The organism is Geomonas agri (assembly GCF_020179605.1).
GTDB classification, from domain to species: Bacteria; Desulfobacterota; Desulfuromonadia; order Geobacterales; family Geobacteraceae; genus Geomonas; species Geomonas agri.
Genome location: NZ_JAINZO010000001.1, coordinates 1,668,028 through 1,692,180, shown reverse-complemented (window position 1 = coordinate 1,692,180; position 24,153 = coordinate 1,668,028). Strand labels below are relative to the sequence as shown.

Sequence of the window (24,153 nt, the reverse complement as noted above, 5' to 3'; positions counted from 1 at the left end):
AACTGATCCTGCCCTAAACAATTATTTCGACCGCCACCGGTACAAAAGCGGCGGGTCCTTCAGGAAATCGAACGGCAGGTAGAGCATGTGCACCAGCTTGGTGAACGGCAGCACGGCGACGATCAGGAATGCGCAGGCGGCGTGCAGCTTGAACACCATCGGGAGATCCGCGACGTAGTCGATCTGCGGCTGGAACGAGACTATGGACCAGAGATACGGAACCGCAGTATGCAGGTACCACTGCGAGCCCCAGCGCATGAAGTAGCCGATGTAGATCCCGGTGCCGGCCTGGAACAGCAGCAGGTACAGGATCAGCCAGTCGGAGCTGAAGGTGACCCGCTTCAGCATCCCCGAGTTGACGCGGCGCAGCAACAGGAGCAGCACCCCCAGCACGGCGAAGGCCCCCAGCCCGAAGAGGACGCTTTCCACGCCCACCAGGGTCGCTGGGTTGCCGAGGAAGGGCTTGAAGATCCCCGAAAAGGCGAAGCCGAGGATGTGCGCCAGCAGGATTGGCAGGATGCCGTAGTGCCACGGGTTTATCCCCCAGTAGAGGATCTTGCGCTCCAGGAACTGCGTCGAATAGGCGGACCAGGTGAGCCGGTTGCTCAAAAAGCGATACGGGGTGACCAGGAGCACTAGCGCCAGGGCCGCATAGGGTAGGGCAATGAAGATCAAAGAGTTCAGCATGTTGCCTCCTCACGGCAGTCCGCGCTGCACAAAAGCTCGGCCGCCTCTACCAGGGTGAGCCAGGGGGATGCGTCGCGCTCAACGGAACTCCCGAGCAGCTTGTTAATCCCGGGTAGAACCAGTTTCTCGATGAACTCGCGGCGGACAGCATCCTCGCCGCGGCTGGCGAGGTGCGCCAGGAACGCGAGCACTACGCCCAGGTGGTCCGGCAGCTCTTCGGCTGACGCCTCGAAGTCGTGCCTGCCGTACTCCTGTTTCACCTGGATCATGTAGCCGCCCTTCTTCTGGTTGTCGCCGTACAGGTGGTGCCCCAGGTAGGGGGCCGCCGCCGGGTTGAAGTCAAAGCGGGCCACATAGTCCTCTTGCAACTCTGCCAGGCTGGACTCGCTCAGCATTTCGCCAAAGAGATGGGTGCGCGAGTCGATGCCGCTCCGCCTCAGGTAGGAGGAGAGGGCGTCGTAGGAAGTCAGCAGCTCTTCCCGCTCTTGGGGGTACTCGAAAAGCCGCGACAGGGCATGGTAACTCTGCTGCACGCTCATTTTGACCCTCCCCTGGTTTTCTTGAGGATGCCGAAGCCAGCCTCCTGTTTGCGCAGTTGCGGGTCCTGCTCCTCGCGCTGCTGCGGGGGAATGACATTGCGCTCGTTGTAGCCGGCAACCGTGAAGAGCCGGTACAGCCGTTTCGCCGCCGCCTCGTCCAGCCCCGCCTCCTGGAGCAGCGCTGGGTCGGCCGGCAGTCCCAGGTTCTCCGCCCGCATCTGGACCCTGATGGCGATCAGCTTCTTCAGTGTCTCCTCGATGACCTCCTCGTTGCCGGCGGAGAGGAGGCTTGCCAGGTAGCCGATGGGAACGCGCAGGGTCTCCAGCGCCGGGATCATGCCGTGTTCCAGCAGCTTATGGGTATCGCCCCAGGTGGAGAGTACCGGCGACAGGGACGGGATGTAGTACGCCATGGGGAGGGTCCTGAACTCCGGGTGCAGCGGGAGCGCGATCCGGAATTCCTTCACCAGCGCGTAGACCGGCGAGGCGGCCGCCGCGTCCAGCCACTGGTCCGAGATCCCGTTTTCACGTGCCAGGCGGCATACTTCCGGGTCGCGCGGGTCGAGGATCACGTCTCGGTGGGCCTCAACGAGCTCGGTATCCCCCTTGAGGGCGGCTGCCTCCACTGCGTCCGCGTCATAGAGCAGGACGCCCACATAGCGGATGCGCCCGACGCAGCTGTGGGCGCAGGCGTTGCACTGACCGGTCTCCACGCGCGGGTAGCAGAAGATGCACTTTTCCGCCTTGCCGGTGTTCCAGTTGAAATAGACCTTCTTGTACGGGCAGGCACTGGTACAAAAGCGCCACCCCTTGCAGACCTCCTGGTCCACCAGCACGATGCCGTCCTCGCCACGTTTATAGAGGGCGCGGGAGGGGCAGGAGGCGACGCAGGCAGGGTTCAGGCAGTGGTTGCAGATGCGCGGCAGGTACTGCATGAACATCGAATCGTAGGACTCGATCACCTTCTTGTCCTTGAGGTTCAGGTCCTTGGCGGCGTAGACCTGGGAGCCGGAGAGGTCGTCGTCCCAGTTGGGACCGCCCTGGATGTCATCGATCTTCTTTCCCGAAATCTGCGAGAATGCCTCGGCAACCGGCTGGTCTTTGGATTCCTTGGCGCCGACAAGGTTGCCGTAGTCGAAGTCGAACGGTTCGTAGTAATCCTCGATCTTCGGCATGTTGGGCTGGAAGAACATGTTGGCGAGGGTAGGGCCTTTGCCCATCGCCTTCAGCTTCAGCTTCTTGCCGTCGACCACCCAGCCGCCCTTGAAGCGTTCCTGGTCCTCCCATTGCCTCGGGTACCCGACGCCGGGTTTGGTCTCGACGTTGTTCCACCACATGTACTCGGCGCCCTTGCGGTCGGTCCAGATGTTCTTGCAGGAAATGGAACAGGTGTGGCAGCCGATGCACTTGTCCAGGTTGAACACCATAACTATCTGAGCTCTTACATCCATATATGGCTCCTTGATCCTATTTCAGTTTCCTGACTACCACGTAACTGTCGCGGTTCACGCCGGTTGGGCCCCAGTAGTTGAAGTAGTAGCTGAACTGGGCGTACCCCCCGAGCATCAGGGTCGGCTTGAGCCGGATTCGCGACAGGCTGTTGTGCACGCCGCCGCGTTTGCCGCTCTTCTTGGACTTTTTGATATTCAGTGTCCGCTCCGGCGCGTGGTACATTACCGCGGCGCCTCTCGGGATCCTCGAGGATACGATAGAGCGGCAGACCACCACGCCGTTTGAGTTGTAGACCTCGATCTGCTCGTTGTCCTCGATGCCGGCCCCGGCCGCGTCCAGGTGGTTCAGCCACACAGCCTGGCCGCCGCGCGACAGGGTGAGCATCCTCAGGTTGTCGCTGTAGGTCGAGTGGATGCCCCACTTGCCGTGCGGCGTCAGGAAGTTCAGCACCAGCCCGGTCTCACCCTCGGTCTCGTCCAAAAGCGCGGGGTTCAGTTTCCCCTTGAAGGTCGGAAGCCCCTCGTGGAACTCGCGGTAGTAGGGGTGGTCCAGGTAGAGCGACTGCCTTCCCGACAGCGTGCGCCAGGGGACCAGGTGCTCCACGTTCAGCGTGTACGGGGAGTAGGGTCGCCCGCCGTTCACCAGGCCGCTCCAGATCGGGGAGTTGATCACCCGGCGCGGTTTCTGGGTCACGTCCTCCCACTTGACCCGGATTTCGCGCGCGCCCGCCGCGAGCTGGGCGAGCGGCTTACCGACCCGCTTCTCCAGGTTCTGGTACGCGCGGTGCGCCAGTTCGCCGTTGGTCTCCGGCGCCAGGGAGAGGATCGCATCCGCCACCACCTTTTCGTCGGCGAGGTCCACGTAATTCTTGCCGTTCCAACTCCGAGTGGGGAGTTCCCTCAGCAGCTTCTCGTGCTCATCGTCCGCGTCGTAGTAGTTGCCGTGCGACCCGAGGTGCCCGATGTTGGGGCCGAGCGACAGGTAGCGGTTGTAGAGGTTCACGTAATCGCGCTCAACGATGGCCAGGTTAGGCATAGTCTTGCCGGGCACCGGCTCGCACTCTCCAAGTTTCCAGTCCTTGACCGAGCGTTGAGCGATCTCTCCCGGCGTGTCGTGTAACAGCGGCGCGGCAATGATGTCCTTAACCGGCTCCGGCAGGTGAACCGCCGCCAGCTCGCTCACCTTTTTGGCGATCTTACTGAAGATCTTCCAGTCCGACTTGGATTCCCAGGACGGCGGCACCGCGGCGTCCATGCAGTTCACGAAGGAGTGCATGTCGGTGGTATTGAGGTCGCTCTTCTCGTACCAGGTGGCCGCCGGCAGCACGATGTCCGAGTACAGGGTCGAGGTGTCCATCCTGAAGTTCAGGTCGATGACGAGATCCACCTTCGCCTCAGGCGCCTTGTCGTGCCAGACGATGTCCTGTACCTGTCCCTTGGCGATTTCCTTGGCAGTGGCGCTGGAGTTGGGGGCGCCCAGCACGTGCTTCAGGAAGAACTCGTGCCCCTTGGCCGAGGCGGAGATGGCGTTGCCGCGCCAGATGAACCAGACCTTGGGCGAGTTACCGGCGGCATCCGGGTCCTCGATGGCGAAACGGTTCTTCCCGGTTTTCAGCCGGTTCACCAGCCAGGAACGGACCGCGTCGTCATCACCGCACCCCTCGCTCTTGGCCTGCTTCATGAGCTCAAGCGGGTTCGCGTTGAAGTGCGGCGCGAAGGGGAGCCACCCGAGGCGCACCGCCTTGGCGTTGAAGTCGGCGGCGTGCATGGGCATCTTGTCGCCGGTCTCCGGCTTGAAGTAGTCGACAAAATTGCGGTCGTAGCGCCACTGGTCCGAATGCATGTACCAGAAGCTCGGCGTGTTCTGCAGCCGACTCCCCTTGACCCAGTCCTGCGCCATGGCGATGGAGGTCCAGGGGGAGAGCGGGGCCACCTTCTCTTGGCCGACGTAGTGGGCGAGGCCAGCGCCGTTTCTGCCGACGCTCCCGGTTAAGATGAGAGCGGTGATGGCGGCCCGGTAGATCAGGTCGTTGTGGTACCAGTGATTCACCCCGGCGCCGATGATGACCATGTTGCGTCCGCGGCTCTGTTCGCCGTTTTGGCCCCACTCGCGGGCGATCTTGATCAGCGTCTCGGCGTCGATGCCGGTGTGCTTCTCCTGCCACTTGGGGGTGAAGGGGAGATCGGAGTCGTAGCCATGCGGGTAGTCGCCAGAGAGCCCGCGGGAGACGCCGAACTGTGCCATGAGCAGATCGAAAACCGTGGTCACAACGATCTCGCCGTCGGCGGTTGCTACGCGACGCACCGGCACCTCTCGCACCTGGTCCTTTTCACCCTCGAAGCGGAACAACACCTTGCGGCTCTCCTCTCCCAGGAAGGTGAGGGCAGGATCAATCTCCGCGCCGTCGACCACGTCCTTCATGTCCAGGTTCCACTGTCCCTCCTGCTTGCTCCAGCGCGAGCCGAGGCTGCCGTTGGGGACGCGCACCTCGCCGCTCTTGTCGGCGACGCACAGGCACCACTCCGCGTGCTCCAGGGATGCGGAACGCTCGAAGCGTGAGGCCCGCACCAGCTCGTCCTGGCGCCACACGCCGTCTTTCTCGGTGAGCTGCACCAGGAACGGGAAGTCGGTGTACCTGGTGACGTACTCCTCGAAGAAGGGGACCTGGCGCTCGGCGTAGAACTCCTTCAGGATCACGTGGTTCAGCGCCATCCAGAAGGCGCCGTCATGCCCCTGCTCGACAGGGAGCCAGGCGTCGGCGAACTTGGTTGCGATGGAGTAGTCCGGCGACATCACCACCACCTTGGTGCCGCGGTAGCGCGCCTCGGTGAGGTAGTGTGCGTCGGGCGTGCGTGTCATCGGGACGTTGGAGCCGCACAATACGATGTAGGAGGCGTTGTACCAGTCCGCCGACTCGTTGACGTCGGTCTGTTCACCCCAGACCTGCGGCGAGGCGGGGGGGAGGTCGCAGTACCAGTCGTAGAAGCTCAAGGCGACGCCGCCGAAGAGCTGCAGGAAGCGGCTCCCCGCCGCGTAGCTGATCATGGACATCGCCGGGATCGGGGAAAACCCGACCACCCGGTCCGGTCCGTGCTTCTTGGCGGTGTAGATGCTGGAGGCCGCGATGATCTCGGTGACGGTATCCCAGTCGCCGCGCCTAAAGCCCCCCATGCCTCGCTGCCCGGTGTAGGAGGCGCGGGTGTCGGCATTCTCCACGATGCTGGCCCAGGCGTCCACCGGGTCGGGGTGTACCTTCTTCGCCTCGTTCCAGCGATCCAATAGGGCGCCGCGCAGGTAGGGGTGTTTCACGCGCAGCGGACTGTAGAGGTACCAGGAGAAGCTGATGCCGCGGGTGCAGCCGCGCGGTTCGTGGTTGGGGATGCTGCCGTCGAACTGCGGGTAGTCGTTGGCCTGCAGCTCCCACCCGACGATGCCGTCCTTCACGTGCACCATCCAGCTGCAGCCGCCGGTACAGTTGACGCCGTGGGTGGAGCGCACCACCTTGTCGTACTGGGCCCGGTTCCGGTACAGCTCTTCCCACTGGCGATTGTGCGCGGAGCAGTCGTCCTTGATCCTGTTATGTGACATTACTTGGTTCTCCTCTTGAACAGCAGGACGGCGACAAGGCAGATGGCGAAGAAGCCCAGGCCGATGGCGGGATACGGGTCAGTGGCGGGATGCTTTCTGGCGGCGGCGTCCTTGAACAGGGCGGTGAGCGCAGTGGATTCCTCATCGGTCAGCGGGCGGTCCGCGTAGATCTTCTTCATGACAGGGAAACTGAGGCTCTTCAGCACGCCCCGCACACCGGTCTCTCCCATCTTGCCGTACAGGTTGGTGAGGTCGGCGGCCAGCGCGCCACTGTAGATGCCGGGGTAATCGAATCGGTGGCAGGAGACGCAGGGCGCGCCCCCCTTGGCGAAGCGCTGCTTGCCGGTGAACAGGTCTCGGCCGGTGGCAAGCAACTCCTTGGTCACCACGACCTCGGCCGTTTGTTGCGGCGCCTCAGCTTGGGCCGGTTGAGCCGCGCCGGGAGCGGCTTTGTCCGCGCTGGCGCCGGCACCCGCGGGCGCGTTGCCACCTCCCAGGAACGCGACGATCTTCTCGGCATCGCCGCGGCTTACCCCGACATTGGGCATCTCGAAACCGAACTTCTTCACCAGTTCCGCCTGGGCGGGATCCTTCTCGGCGGTCAGCTTGCCGGGATCGGTGATGATCTTCACCAGCCACTCGGCCGGGTGCTTGGTGCCGACACCCTTCAAGTCCGGGCCGCCGCCATCGCCGCCGCCGATGGTGTGGCAGGAGGCACAGTGCTTGTCGAAGAGCTCCTTTCCCCCGTCGGCCAGTGCGGTCCCCGCAACGGCTGCTACCAGCATGAGTGCGACAATAAAACGAATCGGCGTCAACGGCGAATGTGGCATGGATGCTCTCCTTCAGCTTCTAGCGTGTCGATACGCCCGGCAGCCGCGCCAGCGGCACTGCAGGGACGATGTTGTAAACACTTCGGATAGAGGAGACTCTAGAACAGGAGTTTGTTAAGGTTCTTGACCTAAATCAAAAAAGTGGAGATGGAATTTCGACTAATGAGGTCCGGGCGGATTCGGGGCTCATTATAACATGGCAGGTTGGGATTGCACGGGAGGGGGGAGGGACGCGAGGCTGCGGCGGGAGAGACTCTCCGCCGCAGGGAGGTCTAATATGTGGACGAGTGCTCCCTTCTCCCCAGGGAGAGGGGCGGTAAGGGCGCGTCATCAATGCCGGAAAGAAGCTGTTACTCCCCCGGCAAGTTCATCTCGAAATTGCGGTCCAGCAGGATCACGTCAACCATTGTGCCGGCGGCGAAGGATGTCTCCGGCGCCAGCTTCATGAGGCCGTTGCCGAGGATAAGTGAAGACAGACGGCCCGAACTTTGGTTCCCCGTGGTGGAAACAAGGTAGCGGTCGGCTTGCCGCGACACGATGCCACGCACGAGGTGTGGGCGGTTCCCCTTGTTTGCGGTCGCTTCCTGCAACTCGGCCCGGACCACCGGCCGGAACACCCGGGCGTGCCCCATCGCCTTGAGCAGGGTAGGGCGCACGAAAAGTTCGAAGGAGACCATGGCGGCGACCGGGTTGCCGGGGAGGGCGAAAATAGGTTTCCCCTGCAGGGTCGCGAAGGCCAGCGGCTTGCCCGGCTTCATATTCACTTTCCAGAAGCTGACGCTCCCTCCGAGCTCCTCGATGGCGGCCTTGACGAAATCGCGGTCCCCTACCGAGACGCCGCCGGTGATCACCAGGAAGTCGGCGTTGAGCCCCGCGCGGATCTTGTCGCAGGTGGCCTCCAGCGTGTCCCGGGCTATCCCCAGCAGCACGGGATCCCCGCCCGCATCGAGAACCTGGGCCGCAAGGCTGTAGCTGTTGCTGTTGATTAGCTTGCCCGGCTCGGGCGTCGAACCCGGTTCCAGCAGTTCGTCGCCGGTGGCGAGGATGGCGACACGTGCCCGCCGGTGCACGGCGAGCGAGGTGCTCCCCATGGCCGACAGCATGCCGATCTCCTGCGGCCGCAGCAGCGACCCCGCCGGAATGACCACATCGCCTTTCGTTATGTCCTCGCCGCGCTGCCGCACGTGGTCGCCCGGCTTGACCTTGCCGCGCAGCACGATGAACTCTCCGTCCTCCTCGACGTCCTCTATGGGGACCACGGTATCGCATCCCGGTGGTACGGGGGCGCCGGTCATGATCCTCACCGCCTCGCCCGGCGGGACCGGCTCGCCGCGCACCTCCCCGGCGGGGAGGAAGCCGCACACGCGGAGCCGGTTTTCCTTTACCCCGGCGAAGAGAAAGGCGAACCCGTCCATGGCCGAATTGTCGGCAGCGGGAATGTCCCACGGGGCGGTGTGGTCCTGCGGAGTGATGCGATTCAGTGCGTGGAAGACGGTGACCTTCTCCGTCTCAAGAGGGCCGATTTGGCTCAGGATGATCTGTTGCGCTTCTTCAATGCTGATCATGGCGACGTTGCCTCCCTCACAGGTTATTGCCGGTCCGCTGCGGCGTTGCACCGGAACAGGGGCGGTTGTATCAAAACGGCGGCCTCACCTGCAACAGATTTCCGCTACTTGACACTCGTTCCGCTCATTGTACATTTGGTCCGGATATTTTTACCGCTTTGCCAGGGGAGTACAAGTCGCTGTGGAAAAAATCAAAGTGTGCGTCAACGACATGATGCAGCAGGGTTACGTTTATTACCGGACCGAACCGGAGGGAAAGAACTTTCATCCTGAGTTCAAGCCGGTCCTGACACCGAAAGAGATGCTCGAAATGGGGGTCTTCGGCGGCAAGTACATGACCGACTGCCAGGATGAGTTTCCCAGGGAATGGTTCGAAAATGCGCGGCTTTGTCACGAGCGGCATGTGCCGGAGTACAACTTCTTCGGCGTCAACGCATCGAAGCCGCTCTCCTACTGGCGTGAGAAGGGGTGGATCTACAGCGACGACCCGCGCGGCTGGTTCCAGTGGTACTGCCGCTACTACATGGGGCGTAGGTGCCCGGACGACGCGCGCCAGATCAAGCGCTGGAAGGCGATGACCCGGCACATCGCCCAGATCAGGCACAATTGCCCCGAAGGAGTCCTTACCTGCCGCAGAAGGCAACGCCAGGCCCTGTTGCATTGGGCCTACGACAGCCGGAGGTTTTAAGAAGTACCCTCGCCCTTCGGGAGAGGGTGGCCGGAGGCCGGGTGAGGGAGTTGCCGAGGGCACCATGATGCCTAGCTAGCTTCGCCCTCACCCCGCCCCTCCCCCAAGGGGAGAGGCGGGTGGACATCCTTCCTTGTCACAGCGCCCTCCTCACACAACCTTCCCCTCCTTCACATACTCCCTCAAGACCGCCGCCTTCAGCCGCTTCGGTTCCAGCCGTCGCGTCTGGTCAGCCAGTACCTCCAGCGCGCAGTTATGCGTCACGTTCATGATCCGACCCACTCCACCAGCTCCGGGTCGATACAGAGTCGCCCGCTCATCACCGGTTTACCGGGACGCACCTGGCCCAGCCAGAGGATCCGCTTCTTCGCAAACCAGTGATCGCTGCTGAAGAAGCGCTGCACCTCGATCCTCTTCCTGACGTCGTACCCGGCCAGGATGAACTGCGCCGTTTCGCCCGTCGGCTGGATGGAGTGATGGTCCGCGCCGGTTACGCCGCCGAATTCCTGAAACTCGCCCCCCTCGGGGATCAGCCTTCCCAGGATCTTGTTGAAGAACCCAGGGTGCACATGGGGCGCCAGGGCAATCATCACCACGGCGAACTCGTCGCGGGTGGGATCCTGGCTCTTGATAAACATCTCGATGGGCGAGTCCTCGCTGTAAAACTCCAGGGGAGGGGGGAGGTACTTCTCGGCCTGTTGCAGTCGCACCCGCAGATAGCCCGTGACCAGCTGGGTTAGCCAGTCCAGGGCCGACTCCAGGTTGCCCCCCTCGTCGCTTTGTTGTTGAGGGGGGCTATGCCGGGGCATGGATCACAGCACCCGATGCCTGCAGAAAGGAGAGCACCATCTCCGGGTAGCTTCCGAGGAAGAATTTGTCATCCCCGGAGCCGAGGGCGGCCCTCAGGTGGAATGCCCCTTGGTTAACCCGCACCACTTGAACCACCGGGTCTGGTGCCGGCACCACCTTGCGCGCCGCCGTAAGTTCCTTGTCGGTGATCACCCTGCGGGCGATCTCCTTGGCCATGTGCTCCGAGTTGAAGACACCTACGGCGAGGCAGGAGAAGGGCTCGAACTTGTAGCTTTCGACCTCGGGAGAGTAGTCGTCGATATAGTCTATTCCCAGGTAGCCCAGCTTGAGCGGCTGAATGGCGACCTGTACCCGGAAGTGGATGGTGACGCGCCAGACGAAGTCCCACTTGGATTCCCGACCATCTTCATCCCAGTACTCGCTGTAGTAGTTGCAGAGGTACGGCTTTATGCCCCACTTCAATAGTTCCGCGCGTATGTCCAGGACGCCCATGAGGGCACTCACGAATCTCTCGGATCCCCCTCCCACCTGGTCGGAGTCGCCCCTGGTCAGTATAAAATCGACCACCGTTCCGTCTGCGCCTACCGAAGGGTGCCACAGGTATAACATGCTCATTTTCGCCCTCTCCTAGGTATCTTCCTTGACGTTCACTGCCGAGAGGTAGTGTCGCGCTCACTGGTTAAACGTGCTGCACTGTATTTAAGGCTTGATTTGTGATTGTAATTAGAAAGCTATAATCTAACGTGGTTTGTTGTGCTGTCAACAATAGCGAGAAGAAAAGGCTCTGTGGGGGGGCAAGCACTGCACGATTGAGGAGGTTCTCCCTGAGAAGGTTGCGTGGGTGGACATGGGCAACGTCGAGGGGAGAACACAAAGCGCCGCAGATGCCCCGGCATTCCTCCCATTGCGAAGGGAGGACAGGAGGGATCTGCCTTTGGCTGATCAAAAGGAAAAGTGGAAAGAGTGGAAACTAAAAACGAGGGTCTTCGGAGAAGAGTTGCACTTAAAGGACGTCCCGAGTAACAAAACGCCCCCCTGGCATCTGCCGCTGTGGCAGTGCCGTAATGGAAAGGTTGCACAGGAGGCCAGGCACCGGTGGTGCTCAGCCGCTCAGGCCGCCTTCAGCGCGCGCCTGCGGTCGTGCCCGACGTAGTTGCCGCCCGTGCCCCGGACCCGGTCCTGCCCGACCCGAACGTAGCCGTCGGAGCGGAAGAACCCCAGGATCTTGCGCTGCATGATCAGGGAGTCGAGCAGATAGTCATGCACCTTTGCGCTCTGGAACTCATCGTACACCACGCGTATCAGCATCGTCCTCTCCCCCGCGGATGGCATCCTCTCATACGAAATCGCATGGCATGGACAACCGGACAGGTGTGAATGACATTGGATGCCAACTGCTGTGTTCTGAGTCCCTCCAGGAATGTTTCAAACCTTCAGCGCTGTGCCGCCTCCAGGCAGTCGAGTAGTGCAAACGGCCTGCGTCATGTCACCATTTTAACAAAATAATTGGAACATGCCATCTCAATACTTTCCTTTGTCAGTCGCGCCGGTTGGTTGTGGTAGCGTGATTCGACAATGATCTGCTCTATGAGATCGCGCGGGTGACACGCGTTCGGTATGGCGCCGTACTGCTTATAGCAGTAACTTATCAGGTAGTCGTATGCCTCCTGGCTGTAGGAGACCTCGTTGGCGGCGCAAACCATCTTGAAGATCTTGTGGTACTCCGTTTCCGTTGGGCGGTCGATCTCCACCTTGTACCTGATCCTGCGCAAAAACGCCTCGTCCAGAAGCTCGGACGGGTCGAGGTTGGTGGCGAAGATGACCAGCATGTCGAAGGGAACCGCGAACTTCATGCCGGTGTGCAGGGTCATGAAGTCGATGTGACGGTCCAGGGGGACGATCCAGCGGTTCAGTATGTCCCGGGGTTCGATCTGCTGCCGGCCGAAGTCGTCCAGGATGAAGATGCCGTTGTTTGCCTTCAACTGCAGCGAGGCCTCGTAGTACTTGGAGATGCGATTGAAGTCAAGGTCGAGCATCCTCATGGTCAGCTCGCCCCCCACCATGACCACCGGCCTGCGCACCAGCACCCAGCGCTGGTCCACGTTCTCGGGCAGCAGGGCCGACGGTACCGGGATGTGGTTCACCGGGTCGAACACGCTGATGATCTGGCCGCCGACGTCGATGGCGTAGGGGACGTAGACGAAGTCCGTGGGGACGCGTCCTACCGCCTCGGCGATCGCGGTCTTGCCGTTGCCGGGAGGTCCGTAGATGAACACGGTCTTGCCCGAGGTGATGGCCGGCCCCAGGCGCCGGAACAGGTCCTCCCGGCATACCAGGTGGGAAAAGGCGTCCCGCAGGGTCTCCTCGCTGATGGTGACACACTTCACCGTCTGCAGCTCAACCATGGTCTGGTACTCGTCCAGCGTCACCGGCGCCGGCCCCGCATACCTGCACAGGTCCATCAGTTCCAGGCTCCGTTTCTGTCCCGACTCCGTGACCTTGAAGGTGTAGGTGGCCGACGCGTAGCTCGTGGCGCCCTTGATCTCGACGAACTTTTCCCTTTTTAACACCTCCAGCGCTCGGTTGACGATGGTCATGGGGAGCTTGATCCGGTCCACCACATCCCCCATGCGGAACTCCCCCATGAAGACGATGTGCTTGAGGACCAGGTCGGTAATGAAGGAGAGGTCGAGCCCGGTGTCTTCCACGCATTTGGGCGGTGGGGGATTCCGTTGGTACTGCTTCTTAATATCCTGCTCGGTGACGTGCCCCAAGGCGACCAGGTTGTGCCCGAGCCGCCCGCCCAGCCGGCGCTGCCGATCCAGGGCCTCGTCAAGTTGTGCCTGGGTAATGATGTGTTCCTTAACCAGCTTCTCACCGAGAATGAACATTGTTCCCCCCATGACTGTCATATGCGCGGCTTCGTGGTAAGATTTACCTCAATAATAAAGTATGTAAAGAACCCGTGTCACGGCTGTGCCAGAAAAAGGCCCCCACTTGACAGTTCCACGGTCTGGAGAATATTGACACACTTTAACTAAACAGTCCAGCGAAGCGGCTGGTAATCGCTAGGAGACGCATGGGCAATGGGCAGGCTTGACGTCAGGGTTAGAACCGATCTGGAGTCCAGGGTGTGCTACCTCTCCAGGGAGGACCGGCTGGAAGAGCGGGTGACCATCCGGGAGCTCAGCCTCAGCGGCGCCCTGGTGGACGGGCTTTCCACCCAGTTGAGCGAGCTCTTCGCCATCAGGCCGGTTCTGCCCGGCACGGGAGAGGTGGAACTCTTGGCCAAGCTGGTGCGGCAGGGGAAGAAGGGCGCGGCGATCCGCCTGTTCTACTCCGACCAGGGCACCATGCAGGCACTTTGGGAGCACATCCGCGACAAACTCCCCCATACCGACGACTGCCCCTACTGCAGTCACCCCGACGACTCCAGGGAAGGCTCCTGCGACAACTGCAATCTCTACCTCGACTTCTCCAAGAAAAACTACCTCGAACGGCACATCGAGAACACCTTCGCCCAACGTCTCAACATCCGCCTGAGCCGGCTCAACCTTGAACACATCCAGAAGATCATTCACTTCGTCGATTCCAAGCTCCTGAAGATCCAGCACCGCTCCCCCGACAAAGAGTTCGTGGGGACCTCGCCTGCCATGCTGTGCGTCTTCTCCATGATCAGGAAGGTCGCTCCCACCGAGATGAGCGTGCTCCTTTTGGGGGAGAGCGGCACGGGCAAGGAGTTGACCGCCAAGTCACTGCACAGCCTGAGCACGCGCCGGGAGGGACCCTTCGTTGCCGTCAACTGCGCCGCCATTCCAGAGACCCTGCTTGAGGCGGAACTGTTCGGCTACGAGAAAGGGGCCTTCACCGGGGCCTACACCGCCAGGAAGGGGAAGTTTGAGTCCGCCGATGGCGGCACCCTGTTCCTGGACGAGATCGGCGACCTGCCGGCTGCCCTGCAGGCGAAGCTGCTGCGCTTTCTGGAGGACCGGTTGGTTCAGCCGGTAGGGTCGACCGCCTCCAGGAAGATCGACGTGAGGATCGTCGCGGCCACCAACTGCGACCTGCAGGGGGCGATAGCGCAGGGGGCGTTCCGCACCGACCTCTATTACCGGCTCAACTCCTTCACTATCAAGCTCCCCCCCCTGCGCGAGCGGGGGGAGGACAAGGTCCGCCTGGCCCGTTATTTCCTGGACAAGTTCTCCCACAGCGAAAACCGTTTCCTTGATTTCTCGGAGGAGGCCTTGGACGCCATCCGCGTCCACCCCTGGCCGGGCAATGTGCGGGAGCTCGAGAACAAGGTGCGCCGGGGCTTTTTGATGGCGGCCGGGGAGGTAATCGACCCGGAGTGTATGGAACTGGGCCAGGATGAGCCAATACTATCCGTGCCTGACCCCGTTGCGCGCCCCTTGTCCCAGAAGGAGCACGTCATCAGCGTACTGGAGCAAAACGGCTACGTCATCGCCAAGGCGGCGCGCCAGATGCACATCAGCCGCCCCAGCATGTACGCCCTGATCCGGAAGCACGACATTCCCATGAACCGCCCCGGCCGGCGCGACTCGTGAGTTTACAGCGCGCTTTACACTTCCTTTACACTCTCTTTACATAGTTGCCTCTTCACCTGCCATTTCCTCCTCGCGGTCCGGCACGGTTTAGCCTGAAATTGGTATAAGGATTCCAAGAGGTTGTCCTCTAGGCCACTCCACTCCGCTAATACCGGCACACTATGTGCTGAATATTTTCTGAATTAAAAAATATTCAATTGCCACAGTGTTGCTATAAAAGCATTACAATAAAATAATTCTTTTGTGGCTATCCGCGGATTGACATCTTTTAATTGCTTGAATAACATGTTGAGCATGATCTCCTGTCAGTCCCCGCATGGACAAAGGAAGCCTTTATGTCTTGTTGTGAGAACCCTCTAAGAAGTCTTCGTCTCATGCTTTCGAACAACAAAGGCCAAGGGCTCGTAGAGTACGCACTGATACTGGTGCTGATAGCGATCGTGGTTTTCGCCATGGTCTCGGGCCTGGGGGTAAAACTGAGCAATACGTACGAGACGATCAACTCCAGCGTGAGTAACGCCGGGGGGTGACGGTTGCAGTTGACGGCAGCATCGCTATGGCGTGTGCAAAGCGCCGACTAATAACACAAAAGGAGACGTGTCATGACCGAATTTTTGATGTCGCTGTACGTGAAGTTTCTGACCAGTATGAGCACCCTGAAGAACGAGAAGGGTCAGGGGCTTGTTGAGTACGCTCTCATTCTCGTACTCATTGCCATCGTCGTCATCGCAATGGTCACCGGTATCGGCGGCAAGGCGAACACCGTTTTCAGCAAGGTGAACAGCGCCCTCAACTAGTAGTGGCTGCCCCTGTTGAAAAGCTGCATCAGGTTGGCTCGGCAGCCTACGGGAGACTCTGAGTTTCTGACATGACGTGTTCTATCAGAAGCGCAGATTCTCCCTTTTTTATAATGTCTGCACTTGACATATTATCTTTTTTGTATAAAAGGATACCAATAGTGTTGAGGTTGTGACAGTATGTGATTAGGAAAACACAATGAAAGATCAAAAAGGACAGGCTCTCGTCGAAGCGGCGATAATACTTCCCTTGGTGATCATCTTGATCATGGGACTCTTTGAGTTCGGCCGGGCCATGTTTCTCAAGAACACACTGAACAATGCAGCGCGGGCCGGCGCGCGCACGGCCGTCGTGACGCCGAAGTACGACGCCACCACGCACCCAAACGGCATGTCCACCAGCAATTCGTCCAAGAAGCTCTTGTGCACCGACAGCGAGTTCAACGGGCAGAACGGCCCCGTGTACAAGACGATCTGCAACAGTATTTACAACGGCATCGTCAAGACCGATGTCACCGTCGACATCACCATCACCGAGTTGGAAGCTCCCTCCGGCCTTAGTCCCGGCGACAGTGTTGACGTCCGCCTTACCTGGGACAAGTTCGAGGCGATCCTCCCCATCTTGATACCGATCACCAACACCATCACCGGCGAAGCTTCGATGCGTTATGAGTAATCTGATTATCTCCAGGAGGTGCTATGACACGACCCAAGGCAGTAATCGTCGTTGCGATTCTTGCTCTGGTTTTTGCGGGCATTGCGGCATGGCTCACGTTCCACTACCTGCAAAAGGAAATGGATAAGACCAAGGCGGTCCAGCCCCAGCCGCTTGTCGTCGCCGCGGCTGACATTACCATCGGCAGTGCCATCAGCGAAGCCCAGTTGAAAGTCACCTCCTGGCCCAAGGACAGCATCCCTGCCGGCAGTACCGCCGACCTCAAGTCGCTGGTGGGCAGGGTGGCGATTCGCCCCATCTCCAGCGGCGACGCGGTCACCGAGTCGAAGCTTAAACCCAAGGTGGGCGCGGCGGGCACCGGCTTCATGACCTACATCGTCCCCCCCGGGCACCGCGCGACGACCGTTGCCGTCAACGAGGTGGCCGGCGTGGCCGGCTTCATCACCCCCAGCGACCGCGTCGACATCGTCTTGACCACCGCCATCCCGGGCTCCCCCAACGAGAACATCAGCAAGATCATCCTGCAGAACGTGCCGGTTCTCGCCACAGGTCAGATCACCGAGCAGAAGGAGGGAAAGCCGGTCATCGTGCCCACGGTCACCCTGGACCTGACCCCGGACGATTCGGAGAAGCTGGTCTTGGCCGGCAGCAAGGGATCGCTGCAGCTCCTGCTCAGGAACATCGCCGACTCGGCTCCCATCGACGCCAGGGGCGCCACCATTGCGCGCGTGCTTGCCGGAACCCCCATGCAGGCCACGCCGGCGCCGGTTGCGGTGGCCGCACCGGCCAAGGCAGTGCAGAAGCGTCCTGCGCGCAAGAAGGTAGCGGCGGCCCCCAAGGCCCCCCGGGCCACCGAGCCGAAAGCTCCGGCCCCGGCCCCGGCCAAGGGACACACGGTTACCGTGATCGACGGCGGCGTGCGGACCACGAAGGAATTCGTGCTCCAGTAACCACTACGGCAAAAAGCTCACGAATGAGGTGCTTTGATGATAATGGTCCCGACTAGAAAACTGCTGCTGTTGACCTGGGCGTTGTTATTGACCTGTGCTTTCGCCACCGCCGCCACCGCCGGTGTTCCCCTGGAGGTGGGCCTCTACAAGAGCATCCTGGTGGACTTCAAGAGCCAGAACAAGAAGATCGTCCTGGTTACCCTCGCCAACACCAACAAGGAGGCCAAGGAGAAGGACGTGGACCAGACGGTCACCCTCCCAAGGCCGGGAACGAACGAGACCGTCGTGGTGCCGGTGCCGGTCAGCGTGACCAAAAAGAGGAGCTCCGACTCCGAGGTGAGCAACACCAACAAGTTCGTGGTCCCCGAGGTCCTGTCTGAATACGTGCTGAAGCTCGACGGCATCATGATCGGCAGCACCAGCATGATCATCTGGACCAAGGGGGAGGGGGACGAACGCCCCGCGCCGACCTTCTTCGACCTGAAGGTGACCGGTGATCGCCAGGCTATCGAGACCCAGCTGAAGGAGATCGCGCCGACCGAGACCATCGAGGTCCAGTACGCCAACGACACGGTGGTACTCTCGGGCAACGTTGCCAACGACCTGACCAAGGCCAAGGCCGTCGAGATCGCCAAGGCGTACGCGGGCAAGGTGATCAACAACATCACGGTCAACGCGCCTCAGCAGGTGCTGCTGCAGGTCAAGGTGGCCCAGATCGACAAGAGTTCGCTCCGGGAGATGGGCATCAGCTACGCCATCAAGGGCAAGACCGGCGAAGGCTTCTCCAACCTGATCGCCGGCCCCAACGGCACGCTGTCCGGGACCGGGACGGGCATCGGTAACTTCCCCTCGCTGGACACCTTCCAGGTCGGTGTCTCCTACTTCCCCGCCGGTATCGCCGCGGTGCTGCAGGCGCTCTCGTCCAAGGGGCATGCCAAGGTGCTCGCCGAGCCGAACCTCCTGGTGAGAAGCTCCCAGGAGGGGAACTTCCTGGCAGGGAGCAAGGTCCCCATCGCCATCGTGGAGAGCACCAACGGCCAGGCCACGACCACCATCAAGTACGAGCCGATCGGCATCAAGCTGAAGTTCAAGCCTGAAGTCATGGAAAACGGCACCATCTCCCTGAAGATCAACCCGGCCGAGGTGAGCAGCATCCAGGGCTTCCTGCCGGTCAACGGCTATCCCATTATCGACAGTAGGACCGTGGAGACCAGCGTCGAGCTGAAGGACGGCGAAAGCCTGATCCTGGCCGGTCTGCTCCAGGAGGAGGAGATCAAGAACATGTCCAAGATCCCGGTCTTGGGCGACATCCCGGTACTCGGTGCCCTGTTTCGCTCCAGCAGCAAGGAGATCAAGGAGAAGGAGCTGGTGTTCTTCATCACGCCCAGGCTCGTGCAGCCGACGGCCCCGGGCGTGAAGACCGAGCTTCCGACCGACAGAAAGCTTACTCCGGGACAGGAGAAGGAGCTGTCATGGATGCCTTTAGGGGATTGAAAAAGCTCGGCGACAAAGGCTTCGCCATCGTCTACATCGCCCTGATGCTGGTGGTGCTGGTGGCCTTCGTCAGCCTGGCGGTGGACATGGGGTACATGTACGTCGCCAAGGGGCAGCTGCAAAACGCGGCCGACGCTGGTGCCCTGGCCGGCGTCGCCAAGCTTTCCAATTTCGCAGCGGCGCGCCAGGCAGCCAAGGATTTCGCCGAGAAGAACCAGGCGGCCGGCGAACAGGTGAAGGTCGATCGCAACGACACCAACGATAATGGCGGCGACGTGGTCATCGGCTACTGGGACAAGACCGCCGGTACGCTGGCCAACCCCGTGCCGGCCGGCAAGGTCGCCAACGCCGTCAAGGTGGTGGCCCGCAGGAACACCGAGACCGGGACCGGGATCAGCACCGACAACAAGCAGGTTGCCCTGTTTTTCGGGCAGGTGTTCAACTGGGGGCAGATGAGCGCCAAGTCGGAGGCCATCGCCTGCCGCCCCCCAAAGCCCTCGGCCCCGGTGGTCTTGTGCCAGGACCTCTGCTCCAAGCCGACCCCTTTCAGGGTCTACTTCAACCAGACCCAGGCCAAGGATCCGGCCTGCGGCCTCGACTACACCTACACCGTGGGGTGGACTGAGTTTTCCGCGACCTCCCACGCCACCGATCTTGGGCGCAACAGCGTCGTCGCGGAACTGATCGATGGAAGGCAGGATATCCCGCTGGGGCTTTGTGGCCAGACGCTCTACACCAACAACGGCCTCGGCCAGGTGAAAAACGTGCTGGAGGACACCTTCGTCGCCAAGAGGACGCCTTCTTCCCCCGGGGGCACCTGGACTATCCTGGTCCCGATCTTCGGGCTTTGCCCCTCGTCGGTCTCATGGGGCGAGCGCTTCACCTCGCTGGTTCAGTACGCGCAGATCACCATCTCCGACGTCAGCGTGCCGGGCGGTCACAGTGGTACCGTCCCCAGCACTCTTCCCTCTTGTGGTGGTCCCGACGGTTACATAGAAGTGCTGTCAATCAGCTGCGAAGCCTGCGAAACCACCAACTTCCTGGGGGACAAGGCCTCCCTGGTGAAATAACGACAAAGGATCGACGACCCATATGCCTCCTTCCATCACTTTGGCCATCATCGACAGCGACGCCTCCGCCCGCGAATCCATCGAGGCAACCCTGAGGCCGTTTGCGGAGACCATCAGCATCGCGGGCTCCGTGGATACCTTTGCCGATGGGGTCCGGCTCATCGAGAACAGCGCCCCCAACGTGGTCATCCTCGAGGTGAACGACATCCAGCGCGGCATGCAGGAGGTGCAGCACATCACCTCGCGCTTTCCCAGAACCTCGGTCATCGTCAGCTCCGCCGAGCGCAATTCCGACTGGATCCTCTCGCTCATGCGCGCCGGCGCCGTTGAATACATGCTGCGCCCCATCACCCAGGAGGAACTGAAACAGGCCCTGCAGAAGGTGGGCCGTTTCTTTTTCTCCTCCAGCTCCGACAAGACCCCCAACGGCAAGCTCATCTCGGTCTACTACCCGACCGGCGGCACCGGCACCACCACGGTCGCGGTGAACCTGGCCGCGAGCCTTGCCTCGGAAGGGACCAAGGTGGCGCTAGTGGACCTGAATCTCTATTCCGGGGACATCAGCACCTTCCTCGACGTCAACCCGACCTACACCCTGAGCAGCGTCACCAGCAACATTGACCGGCTCGACGCCAATTTCCTGATGACCGTGATGACCCGGCACTCCTCCGGCCCCTTCGTGCTTACCGAGCCCAACGAGGTCGACGACGCCATCTCCATCACCCCGGATCAGGTGCGCCGCATCTTGGAGTTTCTCAAGGGGGTCTTCACCTACGTGGTAGTTGATTGCGGCGGGCCGCTGGCCGGGTGCAACATGGCCATTTTCGAATCCTCGGACGTGGTGCTCTTCACCACCGCTCTCAGTCTCCCCGCCCTCAAGAACTCCAAGCGCTACCTGACCGCCATGGAGCGCAAGGGGCTGCGCAAGGACCGCCTGAAACTGGTAGTCAACCGCTACCTCCCCAAGGCGGACATCCAAGTGAAGGACGCCGAGAAGGTACTCGGCCACACCGTATTCCAGACCATACCCAACGAGTACCTGGACGTGGTCGCCTCGATCAACAAGGGGATGCCGGTGGTGAAGATGTCGCCCCGGTCGCCAGTCAGCAAGGCGCTCCTGACGCTGGCCGAGCTGGTCAAGTAACGCAGACTACCGATACGAGAGGCCACCATGACGCCTAACGACCCGTTTCGCACCCCCGGCACCATGCAGGACCAGGAATTCTTCCAGGATCTCAAGAGCCGCATCCACCGGCGCCTGATCGAGCGGCTCGATCTCGCCAAGTTGGACCTGTTGGGGAGCAACGAGCTCAACCGGGAGATCGGCTTCGTCATCGAAAATCTGATCATCGAGGAAGGGGTGCCGCTGAACCAGTTCGAGCGTGACCGCCTCGTGGTCGAGATCCAGCACGAGACCTTCGGCCTGGGACCTCTTGAGCCGCTCCTGGCCGACCCCCACGTCTCGGACATCCTGGTCAACAAGGCCTCGCAGGTGTACGTGGAGCGCTTCGGCAAGCTGGCCAAGACCGACGTCTGCTTCAAGGACAACGCCCACCTGATGCAGATCATCGAGCGCATCGTCTCCAAGGTCGGCCGCCGCATCGACGAGTCCTCTCCCTACGTGGACGCGCGGCTTCCCGACGGTTCCCGCGTCAACGCCATCATCCCGCCTCTGGCCCTGGACGGTCCGGTGCTCTCCATCCGGCGTTTCGGCCAGGACCCGCTCAAGATGGAAGACCTCCTCACCCTGGGTACGCTTGACGCGCGCATGCAGCGGCTCCTCGAAGGAGCGGTGAAGACCAGGCTCAACATCCTCATCTCGGGCGGTACCGGTACCGGTAAAACCACCATGCTCAACGTCCTCTCGGCCTACATTCCCCACGACGAACGCGTGGTCACCATCGAAGACTCCGCCGAGCTCCAGCTCAAGCAGGAGCACGTGGTGCGGCTGGAAACCCGCCCTCCCAACATCGAGGGGAGGGGCGAGGTCACCCAGCGCGACCTGGTGCGCAACGCCCTCAGGATGAGGCCGGACCGCATCGTCTTGGGCGAGATCCGCGGCGGCGAGGCGCTGGACATGCTCCAGGCAATGAACACCGGTCACGACGGTTCCATTTCCACTGTGCACGCCAACACGACCCGCGACGCCCTGGCCCGCATCGAGACCATGGTGCTCATGGCGGGGATGGACCTCCCTGAGCGCGCCATCAGGGAACAGGTGGCGAGCGCGCTCAACGTGGTGGTGCAGCTGGTCCGCTTCTCCGACGGTACTAGGAAGGTGGTGAAGCTCTCCGAGGTCACCGGCATGGAAGGTAACACCATCGTCATGCATGACGTGTTCGTCTTCGACCAGAAGGGGATCGACAAGGAGGGGAGGGTGGTCGGCGAGTACCGGGCTACCGGGGTCAGGCCGCTGTTCGCGGAACGCTTCAGGGTGTACGGATACGAGCTGCCCCGGGACATCTTTGAAAATTAGGAGGAACCTTGCTGGTACCGATCCTGATCATAACCTTCCTCGCGGTTTTCTGCCTGTTCATCGCGCTCTACCTGGGCGTCACCGCGGTCAGGAACTCCCCTAAGTACGAACTGAAGAGGCGATTGCAGCGCCTGGCCCGGGACAAGAGCGCCCAAGGGATGCCGGAGGATCTCCGTGCCGAGATCATCAGGGAAATCCCCCCCCTGGACCAGATTCTCGCCAAGCTGCCGCTGACCCGCGATCTCGACAAGAAACTCGACCACGCTGGGTTGAAGATCACCGCTTCGCGCTTTGTCATGGTCGCATCCTCGGTCACGGTGCTGGCCTTCATACTGATCCTGCTGCTGTCGAAATCGATCCTGGCGGCCCTTGTCGGGGCGGTGCTCCTGTCGCTGCTCCCGTTTGCCTACCTGCAGTTCAAAATCAGGGAGCGGCTGGAAAAGTTCACCGAGAACTTCCCCGACGCCTTGACCATGATCTCCAGGAGCCTGCGTGCCGGCCACTCCTTCAATAGCGCCATCCAGCTGGTCGGCGAGGAGATCGCGGACCCCGTGGGGGAGTTGTTCAAAACCGCCTACGAACAGCAGCTGTTAGGCCTGAGGATCACTGAGACCCTCAGCAACCTCAACGAGAGGATCGAAAGTCTCGACCTGAGGTTTTTCACCACCGCCATCGCCATCAACAACGACGTCGGGGGCAATCTCTCCGAGATCCTGGAGAACCTCGCCAAGACCATCCGTGAGCGTTTGAAGATCAGGAGGCAGGTCCGGGTCTACACTGCCCAGGGGAGGATGACCGGATACGTGCTGGGCGTCTTGCCCGTGGTCACCTTCGTTCTCTTCAACCTGTTGAACCCCAAATACGAGTCCGCGCTCTATACCGAGACCAAGGGACTCTACGTACTTGCACTGGCGATTGTGCTGCAGGTGGTGGGTCTTTTCGTCATCAGAAAGATCATCAGGATCAGGATCTAGGGGCCAGAGATGCTCTACGCCATAACTGCTACCGTATTCATAGCCATCATTCTCCTTACCTGGGCGGGAGTCTATCCCTACCTGTCACGGCGCAGCGTGGTCCAGACTCGCCTGGAGAAGTTCGAGGTGCAGGAGGTCAGCAAGATCGAGCTGGTCCCCGAGGCCCCCAAGTGGTACGACCAGCTGAGCGACGTGGGGAAAATGCTCAACCTCTCCTCCAAGGAGCGCAACAAGTACTCGAGGATGCTGGTCGCTGCCGGCTACAAAAGGGAGAGTGTCTACGTCTTCTTCGGCGCCAAGATTCTGCTCGCCTGCGGGTTGCCCGCTGCCTACCTGTTTCTCTACGTAATATCAAAGGGGCTCGAGTTCGACCGGCAGGTGATCCTGATCTCTGCGATCCTGGCAATCGTCGGCTATCTCGCTCCCAGCTATTGGCTCTACCACCAGTTCAACGAGCGCAGGCTGAAGATCTTCCACACCCTGCCTGACATCCTCGACCTGATCACGGTTTGCGTCGACGCCGGCCTCAGCATGGACGCAGCGCTGATCAAGACCACGGAGACGCCCCAGTTCGCCGGCGATCCCCTGGCCCAGGAAATAAAGGTAGCCACCATGGAGACCAGGGCCGGCAAGCCGAGGATCGAATCGCTCAAGGACATGGCGGAGCGAACCATGGTCGATGACGTAAAGGCGTTCGTCACCATGCTGAGCCAGACCGAGCGTTTTGGTACCAGCCTGAGCCAGGCCCTGAGCGTCCACGCCGAATCGCTGCGCACCAAGAGGCGGCAGATGGCAGAGGAAGCGGCCGCTAAGACCACCATCAAGATGATCTTCCCGCTCATCCTGTTTGTTTTCCCGGCCCTGTTGGTGGTGATCCTCGGGCCGGCCTACGTCCAGATCAGCAAGGTCCTGATGAAGTAGATAGGTTACCCCCACCGGGGAAAAACGAGCAGGAAAGGAGACCACCTCATGCAACTGGATTTTGACGGAAT

22 protein-coding genes are annotated in these 24,153 nt (G+C 61.2%); 12 read left to right on the top strand and 10 right to left on the bottom strand.

Annotation, left to right across the window (positions count from 1 at the left end; genetic code table 11):
- Positions 1–21: 21 nt before the first annotated feature.
- The 6 genes from K7R21_RS07275 to K7R21_RS07250 form a co-directional block, all read right to left on the bottom strand.
- Complete coding sequence (locus K7R21_RS07275) at positions 22–687, bottom strand: respiratory nitrate reductase subunit gamma (protein ID WP_224982605.1); 666 nt, start codon at positions 685–687, stop codon at positions 22–24.
- The gene (gene narJ, locus K7R21_RS07270) at positions 681–1,226 is read right to left on the bottom strand and encodes a nitrate reductase molybdenum cofactor assembly chaperone (RefSeq protein ID WP_224982604.1); all 546 of its coding nucleotides are present in this window, start codon (positions 1,224–1,226) and stop codon (positions 681–683) included. The genes K7R21_RS07275 and narJ overlap by 7 nt, the downstream gene beginning before the upstream one ends.
- The gene (gene narH, locus K7R21_RS07265; RefSeq protein WP_224982603.1) at positions 1,223–2,677 is read right to left on the bottom strand and encodes a nitrate reductase subunit beta; all 1,455 of its coding nucleotides are present in this window, start codon (positions 2,675–2,677) and stop codon (positions 1,223–1,225) included. The genes narJ and narH overlap by 4 nt, the downstream gene beginning before the upstream one ends.
- 16 nt (positions 2,678–2,693) lie before the next feature.
- The gene (locus K7R21_RS07260) at positions 2,694–6,266 is read right to left on the bottom strand and encodes a nitrate reductase subunit alpha (RefSeq protein WP_224982602.1); all 3,573 of its coding nucleotides are present in this window, start codon (positions 6,264–6,266) and stop codon (positions 2,694–2,696) included.
- On the bottom strand, positions 6,266–7,096 hold the full coding sequence (locus K7R21_RS07255) for a c-type cytochrome (protein WP_224982601.1): 831 nt from the start codon (positions 7,094–7,096) through the stop codon (positions 6,266–6,268). Before K7R21_RS07255 ends, K7R21_RS07260 begins: the two co-directional genes overlap by 1 nt.
- A 350-nt stretch (positions 7,097–7,446) precedes the next feature.
- Positions 7,447–8,661: a molybdopterin molybdotransferase MoeA gene (locus K7R21_RS07250; RefSeq protein WP_224982600.1), complete on the bottom strand. Its 1,215-nt coding sequence runs from the start codon at positions 8,659–8,661 to the stop codon at positions 7,447–7,449.
- Positions 8,662–8,842: 181 nt separating this feature from the next.
- On the opposite strand from K7R21_RS07250, the gene K7R21_RS07245 reads away from it, so the two are divergent.
- On the top strand, positions 8,843–9,349 hold the full coding sequence (locus K7R21_RS07245; RefSeq protein ID WP_224982599.1) for a hypothetical protein: 507 nt from the start codon (positions 8,843–8,845) through the stop codon (positions 9,347–9,349).
- A gap of 266 nt (positions 9,350–9,615) precedes the next feature.
- Here the strand turns inward: K7R21_RS07245 and K7R21_RS07240 are convergent, their stop codons facing one another.
- The 4 genes from K7R21_RS07240 to K7R21_RS07225 all read right to left on the bottom strand — a co-directional run bounded on the left by K7R21_RS07240 (position 9,616) and on the right by K7R21_RS07225 (position 13,050).
- On the bottom strand, positions 9,616–10,158 hold the full coding sequence (locus K7R21_RS07240) for a hypothetical protein (protein ID WP_224982598.1): 543 nt from the start codon (positions 10,156–10,158) through the stop codon (positions 9,616–9,618).
- Positions 10,145–10,774: a hypothetical protein gene (locus K7R21_RS07235; RefSeq protein WP_224982597.1), complete on the bottom strand. Its 630-nt coding sequence runs from the start codon at positions 10,772–10,774 to the stop codon at positions 10,145–10,147. The genes K7R21_RS07240 and K7R21_RS07235 overlap by 14 nt, the downstream gene beginning before the upstream one ends.
- A 495-nt stretch (positions 10,775–11,269) precedes the next feature.
- Positions 11,270–11,467 carry a GSU3473 family protein gene (locus tag K7R21_RS07230; RefSeq protein WP_224982596.1) on the bottom strand — a complete coding sequence of 66 codons (198 nt, stop codon included), beginning with the start codon at positions 11,465–11,467 and terminating at the stop codon, positions 11,270–11,272.
- Positions 11,468–11,640: 173 nt separating this feature from the next.
- On the bottom strand, positions 11,641–13,050 hold the full coding sequence (locus K7R21_RS07225) for an ATP-binding protein (protein ID WP_224982595.1): 1,410 nt from the start codon (positions 13,048–13,050) through the stop codon (positions 11,641–11,643).
- 195 nt (positions 13,051–13,245) lie between these two features.
- On the opposite strand from K7R21_RS07225, the gene K7R21_RS07220 reads away from it, so the two are divergent.
- The 11 genes from K7R21_RS07220 to K7R21_RS07170 all read left to right on the top strand — a co-directional run bounded on the left by K7R21_RS07220 (position 13,246) and on the right by K7R21_RS07170 (position 24,082).
- Positions 13,246–14,724, top strand: coding sequence for a sigma-54 interaction domain-containing protein (locus tag K7R21_RS07220; protein ID WP_224982594.1), 1,479 nt, complete (start codon positions 13,246–13,248; stop codon positions 14,722–14,724).
- 374 nt (positions 14,725–15,098) lie between these two features.
- Entirely contained in the window at positions 15,099–15,254 is a 156-nt protein-coding gene (locus K7R21_RS07215; RefSeq protein WP_224982593.1) for a Flp family type IVb pilin, read from the top strand.
- A 72-nt stretch (positions 15,255–15,326) separates the two neighbouring features.
- The gene (locus K7R21_RS07210; protein ID WP_224982592.1) at positions 15,327–15,521 is read left to right on the top strand and encodes a Flp family type IVb pilin; all 195 of its coding nucleotides are present in this window, start codon (positions 15,327–15,329) and stop codon (positions 15,519–15,521) included.
- Between the two features lie 199 nt (positions 15,522–15,720).
- Positions 15,721–16,197 carry a TadE family protein gene (locus tag K7R21_RS07205; RefSeq protein WP_224982591.1) on the top strand — a complete coding sequence of 159 codons (477 nt, stop codon included), beginning with the start codon at positions 15,721–15,723 and terminating at the stop codon, positions 16,195–16,197.
- A gap of 23 nt (positions 16,198–16,220) precedes the next feature.
- A complete protein-coding gene (gene cpaB, locus K7R21_RS07200; protein WP_224982590.1) occupies positions 16,221–17,147 on the top strand; it encodes a Flp pilus assembly protein CpaB in 927 nt (308 codons plus the stop codon).
- Between the two features lie 36 nt (positions 17,148–17,183).
- Entirely contained in the window at positions 17,184–18,641 is a 1,458-nt protein-coding gene (locus K7R21_RS07195) for a type II and III secretion system protein family protein (RefSeq protein ID WP_224983423.1), read from the top strand.
- Positions 18,620–19,711, top strand: a complete 1,092-nt coding sequence (locus K7R21_RS07190) for a pilus assembly protein TadG-related protein (RefSeq protein WP_224982589.1) — start codon at positions 18,620–18,622, stop codon at positions 19,709–19,711. The genes K7R21_RS07195 and K7R21_RS07190 overlap by 22 nt, the downstream gene beginning before the upstream one ends.
- A 22-nt stretch (positions 19,712–19,733) precedes the next feature.
- The gene (locus tag K7R21_RS07185; protein WP_224982588.1) at positions 19,734–20,855 is read left to right on the top strand and encodes a response regulator; all 1,122 of its coding nucleotides are present in this window, start codon (positions 19,734–19,736) and stop codon (positions 20,853–20,855) included.
- Between the two features lie 27 nt (positions 20,856–20,882).
- On the top strand, positions 20,883–22,187 hold the full coding sequence (locus tag K7R21_RS07180) for a CpaF family protein (protein WP_224982587.1): 1,305 nt from the start codon (positions 20,883–20,885) through the stop codon (positions 22,185–22,187).
- 8 nt (positions 22,188–22,195) lie between these two features.
- Entirely contained in the window at positions 22,196–23,161 is a 966-nt protein-coding gene (locus tag K7R21_RS07175; protein WP_224982586.1) for a type II secretion system F family protein, read from the top strand.
- Between the two features lie 9 nt (positions 23,162–23,170).
- The gene (locus tag K7R21_RS07170) at positions 23,171–24,082 is read left to right on the top strand and encodes a type II secretion system F family protein (protein WP_224982585.1); all 912 of its coding nucleotides are present in this window, start codon (positions 23,171–23,173) and stop codon (positions 24,080–24,082) included.
- Positions 24,083–24,153 lie beyond the last annotated feature (71 nt).